Origin of the sequence: Petrotoga sp. Shatin.DS.tank11.9.2.9.3, from assembly GCF_003665005.1 — a bacterium.
Classification (GTDB): Bacteria; Thermotogota; Thermotogae; order Petrotogales; family Petrotogaceae; genus Petrotoga; species Petrotoga mobilis.
Window position 1 is genome coordinate 136,326 of sequence record NZ_JGVT01000004.1, and the last position, 16,681, is coordinate 153,006.

A 16,681-nucleotide genomic window follows, 5' to 3' on the forward strand; every position below is an offset into this window, starting at 1 on the left:
CAATTTTTAGTTATTTTTTTACTGTGTTTAGAAATTCTAAAAGCCTTTTTAGCGCCCCTTTATTTTGTTCTATGCAAAATATTCTACCATATGGTAGACTTATTTCAAAAGTATTTTTTTATGTTTATTTTAAAATCTTTTTTGTACTGCATCAATTCGCATAAACTTCTGAATTGGCAAGAAGAACAATCGTAATATTTTTCTCCTGTTTTTGCGTTATTGTATTTATCATACATTTCTTCTAAGAACCTTCTTATTTCTCTTTCTTTTACTGCTATAGGGGTGAAATCAGATTTGTTGATGTTTTGAAAAACTTTCTCTAACCATGTGCAGAATTCTTTAATATCAAAAGATACATACTTAGTTCTAGACTTGTGTTCTTTATATATAATCCGGCCTTTCTGTATTTTTATAAAATTATTATTTTTATGCTCTTTTTTCTTTGATACTACTTGAAATTTTAGATATACATCAGAATTTGCTAATTTGTTTTTCCATTCTTCATTATTTAATAAGGTTAGGTAATAAATTAGCAATTGTTCACTTTGGAAATTTTTTGACCTTTTGTAATCCATAATTGAGTATGCTCCTGGTAAGAGCTGTTCGTCAAACTCATCAAGAAGGTACGCGTAGTTACCGTTCAAAAGATCTACCCTGTCTATTCTAGAGGTTAAGTCTACATCATGAAAATTCCCGATATTTATCTTTGAATTTACCTCTAACTCTGTAGCTATAACTTGAGAATAAGTGAGATCTATACCTTTTTTGAAATGGATATACTTTTGATGTATGTCTTCTATACTTTCTAAAATATCTTCTGTTATTATTTCACTTTCCACGTCTTCTATGGCTTCATAGGTGTGTAAAAAATCGTCAGTATAATCCTCCCAAATATCTTCAATGATATTTTTTATCTCTTCTTTCAATTCTTCTTCGTTGAGAATTTTTTGGGACATAACTTCATAATTTTTGTATTTGGAAAATATCTCTTTCATCACCCTGTGCTTTATAAGTCCATCAAAAAACTTCTCAAAATCTTTATCTCCATTTAATCTGCCTTCAATTCCGAGGTAATACTTAAAAGGGCAATCCACATAGGTAGTAATTTTTGTATGACTTAACCCTCCAAGATCGGTATTTTTATATAATTGCCAGCCTGGATTAGTTATCTCTTTTTTTAATCTCTCAATATCAGTGTGGTGTTTATCAGGTAAATATTCTTTCTTTCCGTTCAATATATAATAAATAGTAGCTTCTGTTTCAGAGAAAATATTTTCGGGATCTTTTGGTAGGATTTCTTTTTTAGAGAGAAACTCTTGGGAATATTTAACGTTTTTAAAGTTATTTCTAAACTCTTTTTCGTATGGAGAGGGTAGTATTGGTTCACCACTTAGTTTAGCTTTGGGATATGTAAATACGATATTTTCTGCGAAGATCATCGAGATAAACAAGTTTCTTCTACTGATCTTTTCTGAATGCTTGGCGATTGAGGTCCCTTCGTTACTCATAGATGTAATGAAAGGATTGATCTTTATTGAAGGGTAGTTTTCTTCGGTGAAACCGACAATATATTTGTACTTTTTCTTTACAAATCTTGAGTCTTCAAGGCTCATTATTTCTACTGTATTATCGTACCTTTCGGATTCTCTATACGTTTCAATCTGAATAAGAGAAGAAAGTATTTTGTAGAACTTTTCAATTCCTAAATTTTTATTTGACTTTAGAATTTTCTCCAAATTTTCTTCGACGTTAAATACTAGTGCTTCAAAAGCTTTTAATGCATTTAATTGACTCTCAATAGGGAGTACATCCTCGTATGTTTTCAGTATGTTGAAATGAGATAGGTAGGTATCTATCCATTCTTTCACTAACTCCCTGTAATCAGAAACACTGAAGTACTTTTTTCGATCTTTGCTTTTCTGGATATTTTCTAAAAGAGAAAATATGTTGCCAAGGCATTTTTTTAATTCATTTAAGTCTTTGAGTTCTTCGCTTATTCTTTCTATTTCTTCTGTACCTTTAAGTTGAGAATTTCTTTTATCTATTTCTTTCTCAACGGTATTCATCCATTTTTCTTTTCGGTTTTTGAGAGAGGATTTTTGTATGTCATAGAATAAGTTTAATCGCTTTAGATAATGTTCTATCTGCTCCATCGTCAGTTCAGTTACTCCCCCGTAACCACTTTCAATCATCGCCAAGATATCTTCAACTTCACAACCCCTCACCAACGTTTTAATTGGTTGAAGAAGTATCAAAACTATTTGACTTTCGTTTAACGGAACATCGTTTTTGAACCTGTAAGGTACCTTGGCATCTTCCAAATAATCCGCCAATAATTTTGCAGTTGAACTATTGGGAACAACGATCCCCAATTCATCAGGAGAAAGATTCTCACTTATCAATTTTCTTTTTATTTCTTTTGTAAGAGTTTCTATTTCAGAAACATCGTTGTTCATGGGAAAGATATCAATATGGGTATTTTCAAAAATCCGTTTTAACCCTTTATTTTTCGGTTGGAATTCAAATCCTTCTTTTTTTAAAAAATTGTGTATGTTAGTTATTGAATCAAAACTTCTGTCTTCTATATTGACCCAAGTAATAAAATGAACCTCTTCAAAGAGATCAAAGAAAGCTTTAAGAGTTTTGTTAACAGCTGGAGAGATATCAAAAAATCCGGAAATAACGACCCTTTTTCCTATATATTTTTTCCCCTCTTCTTTCAATCTAGCAGGTAAAATCTCATAAAACCATTTATACACACTAACAGGATCATAATTTCTTTGATATTTAATAGACATATCGAACTTTGTTTCTAAAATATCTTCGAGTTTTTTTTCTAATTTAGTGTAAAGTGTGTACAAATTAGAATTGTTATCTATAGAATCATCGAGCAACTTGTATTCTTCAGCGGATTCAACGATTTTTTCATCTTCAACCCTTGAAATTTCCCATTTTTTTTCGAAAATATCTAAGATGTACTCCACTGATTTTTGAGATTTGGATATAACGTTTAGATATTCAGAAAATTCTTCGTCTTTTTTCTCTTCTTCTATTAAGTCCATTATCTCGTTTTCGATGTATACCTTCAAAAAATCTCTATCCAGTATTACAGATTGTGGCTGGTATGTTTTTAGCGTCTCAGTTACATATTGGTTTATAACCCTGAAGGCATCACGATTGATAGTTTTTTTTGTTTGTGAGGCAACGTATTCTGCCACTTGCTTCACATAAAAACCAGAAGGCCCTAGAAACAAAAAGTTCAGAGGGTCTTCGTTGTAAAAAGGAAGTATAAGATCTCCAACGTTTTTAAAATGTTCTGGATTTAAGTCAAATAAATAGACCTTTCTCATTTTTTCTACCAGCTTTCTATTTCATTTCTCACTTCATCGAAGTTATATTCAAATCTGTAAGTTCTATTTTCTCTTTCGTTACCAAAGAAATCCTTCTCTATATAATCATAGTTGCCAAGGTTATATTTGTATTCTATTTCAGTATTTGGAGGCATTCTTAAAGTTAATTGGTACGTTCCATCATCCATTTTTTCAAACCTATAATTTTCATCTCCCACCAACCAATTATTGAAGTTTCCCATCATATAAATTGAAGCATCTTCTGGTGTATCTGCTGGAACGGAAGTGATTATAAAAGTGACTTCGAATAAATTTTCGTCTTCTTCTGAAAATGAGGGTATTTCTGGGGCTGGTGTAGGAGATGGCTGAGCTGTTGCCGAGGCTTTTTGTGAAGAAAAACCAAAAAGCAAAAGAATTATTGCAAAAGGAAGTAAGATTTCTAAAAATCCTTTCAACTCTTTTTTCACCTCTTTAATGGTGTAACTCTGTTTTCAGTTAATTATATCATATTTATTATCTCGATACACAAAAGATTTTTAAGGTAATTGTTATTTAAATTATTAAACAAATACCATTTGTTTACGAAACTTATGGTATAATGTAAAAGGTTATTTTGGCCCAAAAATTAGAAAAAGGAGTAAAAACATGACAAAATTTCAACACATGGGCCTTTCTGATAACATACTCAACATGATTGATAGAAAAGGGTACGAAGAACCAACTCCTATCCAAGAAAAGGTTATACCCCTTCTTTTATCTGGTAAGAATAATGTAATCGGTCAGGCTCAAACTGGTACAGGAAAAACTGCAGCATTTGGTATACCTCTAATTGAAAGATTAGAAGAGAAAGCAAACGACGTTCAAGCTTTAGTATTAACTCCCACGAGAGAGTTAGCTTTACAAGTTTGTAACGAAATCGACTCATTGAAGGGAAACAAAAGATTGAACCTTCTCCCCGTGTATGGAGGAGTTTCAATCGGAAATCAAATCAGAACCCTTAAGAGAAAAGTAGATTTAGTAGTAGGTACCCCAGGAAGAATAATAGACCATTTGAACAGAGGTACTTTAGATATTAGCAAAATTAAGTATTTGGTCATTGATGAAGCCGATGAAATGCTAGATATGGGTTTTATAGAAGATGTGGAGACGATACTCTCAAAAACTAATAAAGAAAAGCAAATTTTGATGTTTTCAGCTACGATGCCTCAAAGGATTATTACCCTTGCTAGAAAGCATATGGGGAATTTTAAAACCGTAACTACAGTTCAAGAAAACAAAGAGGACATAACGGTAAAGAAGGCAAAACAAATTTATTACATGATTTCTGAGTCTGATAAAATAGAACTTTTGAGTAGGCTTATAGATATAGACACTAATTTTTACGGTCTTGTATTTACTAAAACAAAAGTCCAATCAGAAGAAATCGCAAACCAATTAATCAAAAAAGGGTACGAAGCAGAAGCACTAAATGGAGATGTCTCTCAAAATCAAAGGGAAAGAATAATGGACAGATTTAAGAGCAAACGGATAAAAATTTTAATAGCCACAGATGTTGCAGCCAGAGGTATAGATATAGACAATCTTAAATACGTGATCAATTATTCTCTTCCACAAAATCCAGAAAATTACATACACCGTATAGGAAGAACTGCGAGGGCTGGAAATGAGGGTACAGCTATTACTTTTGTTACACCGAGCGAGTATAGAAAATTTATGTTCATCAAGCATTCCTCAAAAGCCTTAATAGAAGAAGCTAAAATACCACAAGCCAAAGATATTGTTAACGCAAAAGTTGAAAAAATAAAAGATGAGATCATATCTAATCTTTCCAAAGATATAGATCCTATTTACGAAATCTTGGCAGAAACAATCTTAGAGGAAACTGACCAAGAGCCGAGTCAAATAATTTCTTCTATTTTAAAGTATTTTTACGGTGGAATCTTGAAAGAAGAAAATTATAACAAAATAAAGGAAGTTAAAAGCTCTTCAAAAGGCAAAGACCAAAGGTTATTTGTTGCATTAGGTAGTTCAAGTAAAATGACACCGAAAAAGCTTGCTGAATTCATTCAAAGGGAAACTGGTGTAACTATTAAAAAAATAAAAGATATACAAATAATGGATAAATTTTCTTTTGTAACGATTCCTTCGGAACAGGCTGAAGCAATAATAGAGATATTTAAGCAAAAATCAAATAGAAAAAGACCACTCGTAGTACAAGCTAAGTCCAAAAGAAATTAGAAAGTGAAGTCACAAATGGATTATGGAAACAATTAGTTCGAACTAGAAGCATTTTTAACCGCTTCGTATACGTTCAAATGTAATCTTTTATCATAAGCTTCGGGTAAAATCCTGTTAGGTGTAGGAATACATGAATTTGAAATTGCAAGTATTGCAGAATGGAGCATTTTTTTGCTTATTTTTGATTTTTCCTCTATCGCTCCTTTCATTATTCCTGGAAAGGCTATGAGATTGTTGATTTGGTTAGGATAATCTGATCTGCCAGTAGCTACTATACTTGCCCCGAAGCTTTTTGCTAATATTGGATCTATTTCCGGTAAAGGGTTGGCAAGTGCAAATATTATAGGATTTTTATTCATTTTTTTTACCATCTCTTCATTCAAAATATTACCCTTGGATACGCCTACAAACACATCCGCACCAAAAAGAGCATCTGAGAGATTCCCGGTTATATTTTCTGGATTCGTTATCTTTGCTAATTCTTGGTGATATTCATGCAAACAGCTTTCTGGAGCATTTTTATTCAACACCCCATTCTTGTCAACTAAAACAAGATTTATGACCCCAAAATCCATCAAAAACTTGGCTATATTGTATCCCGCTGCCCCTATACCGTTAATAACAACTTTAATATTTTTTGCTTCTTTGCCTGTTAATTTCAATGCATTCAACAATCCTGCCGTGACTACTACAGCAGTTCCCTGCTGGTCATCATGAAAAACTGGAATATTCATTGTTTTATTCAATTCTTCTAATATTAGAAAACATCTAGGAGCAGAGATGTCTTCTAAGTTTATACCTCCAAACGAAGGTTCTAAGTTCTTCACAATAGAAACAATTTCTTCTGGATCTTGTGTATTCAGGCAAATTGGAAAGGCATCAAGCTGGCCAAAAAGATTAAACAATAATGCCTTACCTTCCATAACGGGAAGCGCACCATATGGGCCTATGTTACCGAGACCTAATACGGCACTTCCGTCTGAAATGATACCAACGGTGTTCCAACGTCTTGTGTATAAAAATGTATTTTCTGGATCTTTAGAGCATTCTTCTGCAACATCTGCTACCCCAGGAGTGTATAGTAGGGATAACGATTCTTCGTTCAAATTGTCAACATTTGAAATTGTCCTGATTTTTCCCTTGAGTATTTTGTGTAATTCTTTTGCGTCCAAGATTAACTCTCCTTAAAAGTTAGAATATCTGACTACCGTTTGTATCTATTGCCACCATTAAAGGAAAATCCTCCACGTTTATGTTGTAAATAGCTTCTGGGCCTAATTCTGGGAAGGCTAGAATCTTTATATCCTTCACACACTTAGAAAGGTACGCAGCTGCACCACTTGGAGTTATAAAATAAACTCGCTTGTATTTTATACATAACTTTACTGCCAAATCACTTCTTTTTCCCTTTCCAACAGTTCCTAGCACACTTAATTTAAAGATCATTTCAAGATATTTGTCCATTCTTTCACTCGTTGTCGGACCTATAGAACCTATCTTAGAGTTCTTTGGAGGATTCGCAGGGCCTGCATAAAATACAATTTTTTCGTTTAAATCTACAGGAAGCTGAGAATTTTTTGAAAGTAATTCTAAAAGTTTTTGGTGGGCAGCATCCCTCATAACTATCAATTCGCCTGTGTATTGTAAGAGTTCTCTGACCTTTAATTTTTCAATTTCATCTATCTTCAAATTTTATCACACCTTTTCTACAAAGGTAACAATCTAAAGAAACCCCAACCGGAAGTGTTGCAATATGGGTGGGAGCATATTCTACATGTACCGAAAAAACCGAAACCCCCTCTTTTAATCCTTGAAACCCTATTTTTAAAGTATTTAAATCTTTCAAAAGCTCTTCCTCAAAAACTGCGTATACAGGGTCTTGATTTCTTTCTTTGAAACTTTTGGTCAATGCTAATTTGGATAAAACCATTGCTTTATCAGAAGTTCCACCTATTCCTATTCCAACATGTAAAGGCGGACAACCTTTTGCTCCGTTTTCTTTCACATGCCCAATTATTACATCTTTTAATTCTTGGACCCCGATTGATGGCTTTAACATGAACAAGGCTGAGAGATTTTCACTTCCCCCGCCTTTCACCAAAAATTTGATCTCTAAACTCTTCCCAGAGACTTGGAATATGTGTACCACAGGTGGAGTGTTGTTTTTAGTGTTTTTTCTTTCAAAAAGGGGATCACTCACCAGTGAAAATCGGAAGGGATTTTCCGTATATACCTTTTCAACCACCTCATTTAAAGTGGAAAATATAGGTTCTTCAAGTATAACTTCGTTTCCTAAAAAGACAAAGAATTCAACAATACCTGTATCTTGACAGAGGGGTAATTTTTCAGCTTCTGCGATTTTATAATTTTCTTTTAGCGCTTGAGAAAATGGACCATTGTATCCATCAAGATAAGTTTTTACTTCTGGATTTATCGTTTCATTTGTCTTTACTATATGGTTCGACAACTTTTCTAATATTTCACGCTTAGATATCATCTCAAAATTTCAAACTCCTTTTTTATAATCGATTACTCTCTTTAGCGATGCTAATTGTTTAATTTCTCAAGCTTCTATATTATCGTCTATTTTTCCATCTTTTTGAAATTTTAACATAAAAATGAAAAATTAAGAATTTTTAAGCTTTTAATTCCTAATCGCCTCTAATCGACTTTAACAATGCGACATCTAATATGATCTAAGGCAATGAAATGCTAACGTGAAATGGCAGATTTATAATATTATTCAAATCTTGTTAATAAATTACCTGTATAATAAAAGGGACTAAATTTATCCTAATTAAAGGAGGACTTTAGATGGCAAAAGTCAACGTTATATTCTACAGTATGTATGGCCATATCTATCAAATGGCAAAAGCCGAGGCTGAAGGAGCAAAAGAAGTAGAAGGAACGAATGTTAAGATCTACAGAGTTCCTGAAACCGTTCCTGAAGATATTCTGATCCAATCCGGTGCTAAAAAGGCACAAGAACAATTTTCCCATATTCCAATAGCAAATTTGGATTCACTTGTTGAAGCTGATGCAATAATTTTTGGAACTCCCACTAGATTTGGCATGATGGCGGCACAAATGAGGCAATTTCTTGATACAACAGGTCCACTTTGGGCAAGGGGAAGTTTGGTTGGAAAAATAGGGAGTGTCTTTACCTCTACTAGTACCCAACATGGAGGTCAAGAATCTACCATTTTAAATTTTCATACAACGTTATTGCATCATGGGATGATTATTGTGGGAATACCTTTCAATGAGCCAGGTCTGAGCGATGTGTCGAATATTCATGGAGGTACACCATATGGTGCCTCGGCAATTATTATCCAAGGCGAGGAAAATAGACCTAATGAAATAGAACTCAACATTGCAAAAAGTCAAGGAAGAAGAGTAGCTGAAATAGCAAAAAAGCTTTTTGGGTGATACTTCAGAGTATAAACTGTAAAATTAAAATATCGACTTTTAAAAACTTTTGAAGGCGCACGATCTGTGCGTCTTTATTTTTTTGAATTTAAAACTTCAATTGACTTTTAAAAAAATAACTGATATAATTGATTATGATTATTCACTTAGTGTATGAATGAAATGATTAGAGGTGATTTTCCTAATGCTCAATATTCAAAATTATACTTTTTTCAACCCTTCTCCGAATTTTAGAGAAATGGTGATCTTAAAGTTAATTTCTCAAGAAAATGATATTTCTCAAGATACAATGGCAAAAAAAGTAGGAGTCGTCCCATCGATGATAAACAAGTACTTAAAAGATTTTGAAGAGAATGGAAATATTATAAAAAGCGGTGAAAACAAACGTAATATGAGTTATGAGCTCACAGAGGCAGGAAAAAAAAGGTTGCAATTTTTAACCCTCAGTTTCGTTGACGAGGTTTCTGAGTTATATACAGAAACCAAAGACTCATTCAAAAAAGTTTTTCAAACTCTTAAAAAAGATAATTTAAAGGATATTCTTTTGTATGGTGCGGGGGTTGTTGGAGGAATTGTATTGAAGGTTTTGAAGGATGAAAATATTAATATAATTGGATTTTTGGATGATTCCCCTTTAAAACAAGGTGATAAACTTCAAGGAATAGATATTTACCCTCCGGAAAAAGCCAAAGAGCTAACCTACGATGCACTCATAATAGCTTCTTTTAGGAAGTCAGAAAAAATTTTGGAAAAGGCAACTGAAAAAAATTTGGAAAAATTATATGTTTTTAAGATAGATGAGGAAGGCAATATTTCTTTGGAGGGGAGATGAGATGGAAGACAAGATGAAGGTTCCTCTTTTTGATTTAACACGACAATACGAAAAATTGAGAAAAGATGTTCTAAAAAAGTTGGATGCTGTTTTCACTTCTGGAAATGTGGTTATGGGAAGTAATGTAAAAGCCTTAGAAGAGGAAATTGCAAAGTATATAAACGTAAAGTACGCTATTGGTGTTGCCAATGGCTCTGATGCCTTAAGGATATCCGTTCAAGCTATGGATATAAAAGAAGGAGATTACGTTATCACCACACCATATACTTTTTTTGCAACCGCAAGTGCAATTGCACTGAATGGTGCCACTCCTATATTTGTGGATGTAGAAGATAAATATTACAACCTTGATTTGGATAAAGTCGAAGATTTGCTTGAGAATCATCCAAAAAAAGAAAAAATTAAAGCAATCATTCCCGTACACCTTTTTGGAAAAACCGTTGATTTAGAAAGATTGGAAAGAATAAGAGAGAATTACAACATAAAAATTATAGAAGACGCCGCTCAGTCTATTGGATCTGTATGGCACTTTAAGAATGGTGAAAGAAAATTTAGTGGCAGCATCGGAGATTTGGGCATATTTTCCTTCTTCCCAACAAAAAATCTAGGTGGTTATGGTGATGGTGGAATGGTTGTTACAAACAATGCGGATTTGGCGGATAGGATCAGAAAATTAAGAGTTCATGGTGCTGCAAAAAAATATTATCACGATGAAGTTGGTTACAATTCAAGATTAGACGAAGTTCAAGCTGCAATATTGAGAATAAAACTAAACAATTTAGATGAATACATTGATAAAAGAATAAAAAAGGCAAAAAATTATGAAGAATTATTTGAATTACATAACCTCAACGAAGATTTAAGTTATCCTGCTTATTTTAACGACAGAACCCATGTCTATCACCAATACGTAGTCACTTTGAATAACCCCAAAGATAGGGATAAATTGAAAAAATTCTTAGAAAATAAAGGGGTTGGAACATCGATATACTATCCTCTTGGTTTGCACCTTCAAAAGTGTTTTGAGAACTTGGGTTATAAAGAAGGGAACTTCCCTGTAGCTGAAAATGCATCTAAATCGACGTTAGCCTTGCCAATGTTTCCAGAGCTCACCAAAAAGGAGCAGGAATACGTAGTTAAAAGTATTAAAGAGTTTTTTTCAAAATAGTTTTAGAGTTTCTAAAGATAGCGATATTTTAGAAAGAGGAGGACTAAAAAATGGCATTATTGGATAAAATAAAAGATAAAACTGCAAAGGTAGGGGTAATAGGTTTGGGTTATGTTGGTTTACCTCTTGCGGTGGAAAAGGCGAAGGCAGGGTACAAGGTTTTAGGATTCGATATTCAAAAAGAAAAAGTAGAAAAGGTCAACAAAGGGATAAATTATATTGGAGATGTTGTAAATTCAGAGTTAGAAAAGCTGGTTGACGATGGTTATCTAAGCGCTACAGGCGATTATGATAGAATAAAGGAGTGCGATTGTGTAACGATATGTGTTCCAACTCCTTTGGATAAATACAAACAACCTGATTTAAGTTTTGTTGTTGATTCAACCAAAGAGATAGCCAAAAGGCTTCATCCAGAAATGTTGATTGTTTTAGAAAGCACTACTTATCCGGGAACTACCGAAGAAGTAATTCTGCCGTTATTACAAGAGTATGGGTTCAAGGTTGGAAAAGATTTTTATTTAGCTTTTAGCCCAGAAAGGGTGGATCCGGGAAATTTGATTTACAAGACGAAAAATACTCCAAAAGTAGTCGGTGGAGTTACCGAAAAATGCACTTTACATGCAAAAACCCTCTATGAAAACGTATTAAACGCAGAAGTTTTCACCGTTTCATCCCCTAAGGAAGCAGAAATGTCAAAAATTTTGGAAAATACCTTTAGAATAGTCAATATTGGTCTCATCAATGAAATGGCTATCTTAGCAAAGAAAATGGGAATAAATATCTGGCAGGTCATAGATGCGGCTGCTACAAAGCCTTTTGGATTCATGCCCTTTTATCCAGGACCAGGTGTGGGCGGTCATTGTATTCCAATAGATCCTTTTTATTTAACGTATAAAGCTAGAGAGTTTGACTATCACACAAGGATAATAGAATTGGCTGGGGAAATAAACGATTATATGCCTGAGTATGTAATTGAAAGACTAATGGACATTTTAAACGAAAATAAAAAGTGTTTGAATGGTTCCAAAATATTGATGTTAGGGGTGAGTTATAAAAACGATATAGATGATTTAAGAGAGTCTCCTGCTTTGAAAGTTTTGGAGCTTTTGGAAAATAAGGGTGCAGAAGTGAAGATTCATGACCCTTATATAAAAAATTTTTCTCACAAAGGAATAGAGTATAAAACGGTAGACTTAACAAAAGAATTGTTAGAGGAATCAGATGCGGTTTTAATTACTACTGGGCACAAAAAGGTGAATTACAATTTCGTTTTGGAAAATGCCGATATAGTTTTTGATACAAAAAATGTCACAAAAGGACTTAGAGAGAAGTATCCAGAAAAAGTTTCTTTATTATGAAAAGTTTAAAAGTAGGTGATATTCTTTGCTTAAATTGGCTGTAATAGGTTGTGGAAGAATTGCTCAAACAAAACACTCAGAAGCAATTATAAAAAATTCTGATATCATTGAAAATGTGGCTGTTTGCGATCTAAAAGAAGAGAGAGCAGAACAATTTGCCAGTAAGGTTGAAAATTCTGGGTTAAAGAAACCAGAGATATACACGGACTATAGAAAATTGTTGAAAAGATCGGATATAGACGCCGTGGCAATCGCTACCGAAAGTGGGAAACATTATGAACTCACCATGGCAGCTCTGCAAAACAACAAACATGTGTTAGTGGAAAAACCAATGGCCCTATCGACAAAACATATGAATGAGATGATAGAGCTTGCAAAAAGAAAAAATTTAAAGTTAGGGGTTTGCTTTCAAAATCGGTTCAATCCACCTATACAAGAATTAAGAAAAAAAATTACAACAAATTCCTTTGGAAGAATTCTTCACGGTCAAGCTTCCATTAGGTGGAATAGAAACGAAGAATATTATAAACAAGCAAAATGGAGAGGCACTTGGGAATACGACGGTGGTACGTTGATGAACCAATGTACTCACAATATAGACTTGTTATTGTGGAATATGGGCTCTGAAATAAATGAAATATACGGTGTTATTCAGAACTTCACCCATCCTTACATAGAAGCCGAGGATTTTGGAGGAGCAATAATAAAATTTAAAAACGGTTCTGTAGGAATTATAGAAGGATCAGCAAATATATATCCCAAAAACTTGGAAGAAACTCTATCGATATTTGGAGAAAAAGGCACAGTGGTTATCGGCGGCTTAGCGGTGAATAAGATAAAATATTGGAGATTTGAAGGAGAAGATGGGCATCCATTTCAAAATCTTCCGGATCCTGATACCGTTTATGGTAGTGGGCACATTCCACTGTACAGAGATTTTTATCACTCGATAGAAGAGGATCGAGAACCTTTTATTAACGGTGAAGAAGGGAAAAAGGCTGTAGAAACTGTTTTGGGAATTTACAAGTCTGCCCTTTTGGACAGACCTGTGAAATTTCCAATCGATTTTTCAACTATGGAATTGAAGAGGGATATATAGTCAGTCTAGATCTTGTTATAATCAAGATCTACTCCCCTCTTCTTTTCACATATTGATTTCTATCCCTAAACCAGGTTTGTCCGAAAGAATTATTGTATCTCCTTCTACTTCAAATCCTCCTTTTATTCCTTCGTATTCTTCATAATACATGAAAGAATCTAAATCAGCGTCTGTTATATTTTTCTTAGCTGCAACTAAGCTTGCTCCCGCAGTAAGAGCCACCTTTGTTTCCACCATACATCCAACCATACAATTAATTCCAGCAGATTCAGCAATTGCGTTAATCTTTTCTGCTTCGTAAAGCCCTCCACTTTTCATCAGTTTTATATTGATCATATCGGCACTATCTTTTTTTATCACATGCATTGCATCGTGAGCGTTATGAACTGATTCATCTAAAATAATCTTCATATCAGTCTTTTTTCTCAAAAGTGCAGATCCATCAAAATCCCAGTCGGCTAATGGTTGTTCAAAGGCTTCAACGTTGTAACTTTCCATCATCTTGATTGCAGTTAATGTATCGTGTATATTCCATCCTTGGTTGGCATCTATTTTCAATCTTACTTTATCTCCCACCCTATTTCTTATTAGCCTGATAGCTTCAACGTCGTTTTTAAGATCAACGCCAGTTTTGATTTTTAATATATTAAATCCTTTATCTACGCTCTCTTTGGCTTCATTTGCCATTTCTTGTGGCGCACCAATCCCTATCGTGATATCTGTCTGTACTTTGCTTTCAAATCCACCAAGAAGCTTATAAAGGGGTTCTTGCATTACTTTCCCTTTTATATCGTAGAGAGCGATATCAACCGCTGCTTTTGCTGCTGTATTTCCTGCGATTGCTTTGTTTAATATATAATGAATTCTTTCTATTGCGAGTGGATCCTGCCCTATTAATATTTCTTTGAAAGTCGGAAGAATTGCTGTTACACTATCGATGCTTTCCCCCGTTACTGAACGAGAGGGAGTAGCTTCTCCAAAGCCGAAGTATCCCTCATCAGTAGTTATTTTTACAAGCACCGATTCACAATACTCCGTTGATCCTCGGGAGATAACAAAAGGTTTTTTGAGTTTAATTTTGATTTTTTCAAATTTTAAATCTGTTATTTTCATTCTCTGCCCTCCACAAGATTTTTTAAATAGTGCGACCCTTTGCCATAACCTTTTTTATTTCCAGATTACTTTTATCTAAGAACACTATATCTGCATCAAAGTTTTCTTTTATTTGGCCTTTGTTTTCTAATTTAAGAAAATTAGCAGGATTGATAGTGATAACCTTCAAAGCTTCTTCTAAAGGGATATCTTGTTGTAATACACAATCCTTAACCTCTTCAAAGAGTGTAGCTACATCCGCAACTGTTAAACCTAAATAATTCCCTTTGTCATCGAACTGTGGTAAACTCCCCTGTCCATCGGATGAGAATGATATATTGTCAATATTTACCCCATCTTCCAACAAAAGTTTCAAGGCTTTAGATGGTTTTGATGGATCCTCTTTGTCTTTCTTTTTTGACGAACTAGTTGTGAAATCTATCCTTCCACCCATTTCTATAAAATTTTTACATGTTTGAAGAGCTTTTTCTCCCTTGTTCATGTGAGTTGGAAGGAATTGTGTAATAGGTAATTCTGAATTTTCAACAACATCTATCAATATTTGAATAAATTTTTCTCCTCTGCCAACGTGAATATTTACTATCCCTGCCTTTTTTGATAAAATTCCGCCCACTCGAGCTTCTGAAGTCAATCTTATCAGTTCTTCTAAGGTTGGTTGGGAACCTCTATGGTCTGAAATAGCGACTTCTCCAACACCTATTATTTCTTCAATGAAAACCAAATCGTCTATAATTCTGCCGGTAAAAGTTTTTATAGGAAAATGATAAGAACCCGTATACGTGTAGCAGCTTATTCCTTCTTGTTTTAATGCTTTTGCTTTTGCGATTAAGTTTTGCATACTTCGAGTTGCGTTGTCGGTCCCCAAAACACCTACTACGGTAGTAATTCCAGAACTTACTATCTTAGAAGCAAATATCTCTGGGGTTCTTGTGCTGTATCCCCCTTCTCCACCTCCTCCTGTTATATGAACGTGAGAGTCTATAAAACCTGGAACTACTATATAATCCTCAGCATCGATAATCTCAACTTTAAGATTAGAATTTAATTCTATCGAATCGACTAGTTCTAAGATTTTTTCTCCACCAATTAATATATCTTTTTCCCCTAAAGCTTTAGGCGAGTAAACTGTTGCATTCTTTATGAGGGTAAGCAAAATGCTCTTCTCCTTTTTTATGATTATAAGTTTTATTTAAATCATGCCACAGAGAATATTAAAAAGTCAAGTTAACTCATTCTACCAATAATTTTTAAATAAAAAACAAAAAGCTCAAAAATCCGAAAAAGATTTTGAGCTTTCATAGAAAAAGAATTTGATAATGGTCGGGACGACTGGACTTGAACCAGCGACCTTTGGTTCCCGAAACCAACGCGCTACCAACTGCGCTACGCCCCGAATTCTTATTATTCTATAATTGATTTTATCATATTTTTTAATCGAAGTGAATAGTAACCAAAAAATTGAGGAATAATCAATTTGTTTAATAGCATCGGTGAAGTTACTACAAACCGCATATCCGTATATAACTTAACTGTTGCGTTATAATAGTTCATTTTATTGTTAATTTTAGGCACAGCTAACTCTTTTAAAAAGTGTTATAATTGAATTGAAATATTCGAAAGAGGTGATTATAATTTGCTAATTCCTTTACACGATTTGTTTATTGGGCAAAAGGGTAAGATAGTGAGTTTAAACATTGAAGAAGAAAGTACGAAAAATCGTCTTCTTGCAATGGGAATCACGCCAGGTAAATCTATAGAATTAGCTCATGTTTCTCCTTTTGGGGATCCTTTAGTATTTAAAATTGGAGAAAAAAAAGTAGTTTTAAGAAAAAGCGAAGCTTCTAAGATCCTTGTCGATGTTCCTTACAAAGTATTCAACCTTTTGGAAAGTGAAACTGGAAAATATGAAATTATCGATATTAAAGGCGGAAGGAATTTTGTAGAAGAAATGAGAAGTATGGGGTTGTATAAAGGAGTTAATATCAATTTAGTTAATAAGCTTGGAAATAGAATAATTATAGAGGTTGACGGGAAAAAATACGAATTGGGCAGGGGAAGAGCTTCCAAGATATTTTGTAAAAAGGTGGATTAGAA

At 33.8% G+C, this 16,681-nt stretch carries 14 protein-coding genes and 1 tRNA gene; 7 read left to right on the plus strand and 8 right to left on the minus strand.

Features of this window, described 5'->3' with window-relative positions:
- Window positions 1–104: 104 nt before the first annotated feature.
- Window positions 105–3,350 carry a PD-(D/E)XK nuclease family protein gene (locus BZ25_RS04755; protein ID WP_121514975.1) on the minus strand — a complete coding sequence of 1,082 codons (3,246 nt, stop codon included), beginning with the start codon at window positions 3,348–3,350 and terminating at the stop codon, window positions 105–107.
- Window positions 3,351–3,355: 5 nt separating this feature from the next.
- Window positions 3,356–3,805: a hypothetical protein gene (locus BZ25_RS04760; protein WP_121514976.1), complete on the minus strand. Its 450-nt coding sequence runs from the start codon at window positions 3,803–3,805 to the stop codon at window positions 3,356–3,358.
- A gap of 190 nt (window positions 3,806–3,995) precedes the next feature.
- On the opposite strand from BZ25_RS04760, the gene BZ25_RS04765 reads away from it, so the two are divergent.
- Entirely contained in the window at window positions 3,996–5,588 is a 1,593-nt protein-coding gene (locus tag BZ25_RS04765) for a DEAD/DEAH box helicase (protein WP_121514977.1), read from the plus strand.
- A 32-nt stretch (window positions 5,589–5,620) separates the two neighbouring features.
- Here the strand turns inward: BZ25_RS04765 and BZ25_RS04770 are convergent, their stop codons facing one another.
- The 3 genes from BZ25_RS04770 to BZ25_RS04780 are packed head-to-tail and all read right to left on the minus strand — an operon-like array spanning window position 5,621 to window position 8,085.
- The gene (locus tag BZ25_RS04770; RefSeq protein WP_121514978.1) at window positions 5,621–6,760 is read right to left on the minus strand and encodes an NADP-dependent malic enzyme; all 1,140 of its coding nucleotides are present in this window, start codon (window positions 6,758–6,760) and stop codon (window positions 5,621–5,623) included.
- Window positions 6,761–6,779: 19 nt separating this feature from the next.
- On the minus strand, window positions 6,780–7,277 hold the full coding sequence (locus tag BZ25_RS04775) for a FumA C-terminus/TtdB family hydratase beta subunit (RefSeq protein ID WP_103079449.1): 498 nt from the start codon (window positions 7,275–7,277) through the stop codon (window positions 6,780–6,782).
- Window positions 7,264–8,085, minus strand: a complete 822-nt coding sequence (locus BZ25_RS04780; protein ID WP_121514979.1) for a fumarate hydratase — start codon at window positions 8,083–8,085, stop codon at window positions 7,264–7,266. The genes BZ25_RS04775 and BZ25_RS04780 overlap by 14 nt, the downstream gene beginning before the upstream one ends.
- Window positions 8,086–8,402: 317 nt before the next feature.
- Between BZ25_RS04780 and wrbA the strand changes: the two genes are divergently transcribed.
- The 5 genes from wrbA (at window position 8,403) to BZ25_RS04805 (ending at window position 13,474) form a co-directional block, all read left to right on the plus strand.
- Window positions 8,403–9,017, plus strand: a complete 615-nt coding sequence (gene wrbA / locus BZ25_RS04785; protein ID WP_121514980.1) for an NAD(P)H:quinone oxidoreductase — start codon at window positions 8,403–8,405, stop codon at window positions 9,015–9,017.
- A 184-nt stretch (window positions 9,018–9,201) separates the two neighbouring features.
- The gene (locus tag BZ25_RS04790) at window positions 9,202–9,849 is read left to right on the plus strand and encodes a winged helix-turn-helix transcriptional regulator (protein WP_012208784.1); all 648 of its coding nucleotides are present in this window, start codon (window positions 9,202–9,204) and stop codon (window positions 9,847–9,849) included.
- A gap of 1 nt (window position 9,850) precedes the next feature.
- Window positions 9,851–11,017: a DegT/DnrJ/EryC1/StrS aminotransferase family protein gene (locus tag BZ25_RS04795; RefSeq protein WP_121514981.1), complete on the plus strand. Its 1,167-nt coding sequence runs from the start codon at window positions 9,851–9,853 to the stop codon at window positions 11,015–11,017.
- A 50-nt stretch (window positions 11,018–11,067) separates the two neighbouring features.
- Window positions 11,068–12,375 carry a nucleotide sugar dehydrogenase gene (locus BZ25_RS04800; protein WP_121514982.1) on the plus strand — a complete coding sequence of 436 codons (1,308 nt, stop codon included), beginning with the start codon at window positions 11,068–11,070 and terminating at the stop codon, window positions 12,373–12,375.
- Between the two features lie 25 nt (window positions 12,376–12,400).
- Window positions 12,401–13,474 carry a Gfo/Idh/MocA family protein gene (locus BZ25_RS04805; RefSeq protein WP_121514983.1) on the plus strand — a complete coding sequence of 358 codons (1,074 nt, stop codon included), beginning with the start codon at window positions 12,401–12,403 and terminating at the stop codon, window positions 13,472–13,474.
- A 45-nt stretch (window positions 13,475–13,519) separates the two neighbouring features.
- Here the strand turns inward: BZ25_RS04805 and BZ25_RS04810 are convergent, their stop codons facing one another.
- The 3 genes from BZ25_RS04810 to BZ25_RS04820 form a co-directional block, all read right to left on the minus strand.
- Window positions 13,520–14,587: a mandelate racemase/muconate lactonizing enzyme family protein gene (locus tag BZ25_RS04810; protein ID WP_121514984.1), complete on the minus strand. Its 1,068-nt coding sequence runs from the start codon at window positions 14,585–14,587 to the stop codon at window positions 13,520–13,522.
- Window positions 14,588–14,609: 22 nt separating this feature from the next.
- Complete coding sequence (gene iadA / locus BZ25_RS04815; RefSeq protein ID WP_121514985.1) at window positions 14,610–15,740, minus strand: beta-aspartyl-peptidase; 1,131 nt, start codon at window positions 15,738–15,740, stop codon at window positions 14,610–14,612.
- 164 nt (window positions 15,741–15,904) lie between these two features.
- Window positions 15,905–15,980: transfer RNA gene (locus BZ25_RS04820), tRNA-Pro, on the minus strand.
- 240 nt (window positions 15,981–16,220) lie between these two features.
- On the opposite strand from BZ25_RS04820, the gene BZ25_RS04825 reads away from it, so the two are divergent.
- On the plus strand, window positions 16,221–16,679 hold the full coding sequence (locus BZ25_RS04825) for a ferrous iron transport protein A (RefSeq protein ID WP_121514986.1): 459 nt from the start codon (window positions 16,221–16,223) through the stop codon (window positions 16,677–16,679).
- Window positions 16,680–16,681: the final 2 nt, after the last annotated feature.

Coding starts and splice junctions, on each gene's coding strand:
- BZ25_RS04780 (WP_121514979.1), bottom strand. CDS start 8,085: ATGATATCTAAGCGTGAAATATTAGAAAAGTTGTCGAACCATATAGTA.
- BZ25_RS04795 (WP_121514981.1), top strand. CDS start 9,851: ATGGAAGACAAGATGAAGGTTCCTCTTTTTGATTTAACACGACAATAC.
- wrbA (WP_121514980.1), top strand. CDS start 8,403: ATGGCAAAAGTCAACGTTATATTCTACAGTATGTATGGCCATATCTAT.
- BZ25_RS04800 (WP_121514982.1), top strand. CDS start 11,068: ATGGCATTATTGGATAAAATAAAAGATAAAACTGCAAAGGTAGGGGTA.
- BZ25_RS04790 (WP_012208784.1), top strand. CDS start 9,202: ATGCTCAATATTCAAAATTATACTTTTTTCAACCCTTCTCCGAATTTT.
- BZ25_RS04810 (WP_121514984.1), bottom strand. CDS start 14,587: ATGAAAATAACAGATTTAAAATTTGAAAAAATCAAAATTAAACTCAAA.
- BZ25_RS04755 (WP_121514975.1), bottom strand. CDS start 3,350: ATGAGAAAGGTCTATTTATTTGACTTAAATCCAGAACATTTTAAAAAC.
- BZ25_RS04765 (WP_121514977.1), top strand. CDS start 3,996: ATGACAAAATTTCAACACATGGGCCTTTCTGATAACATACTCAACATG.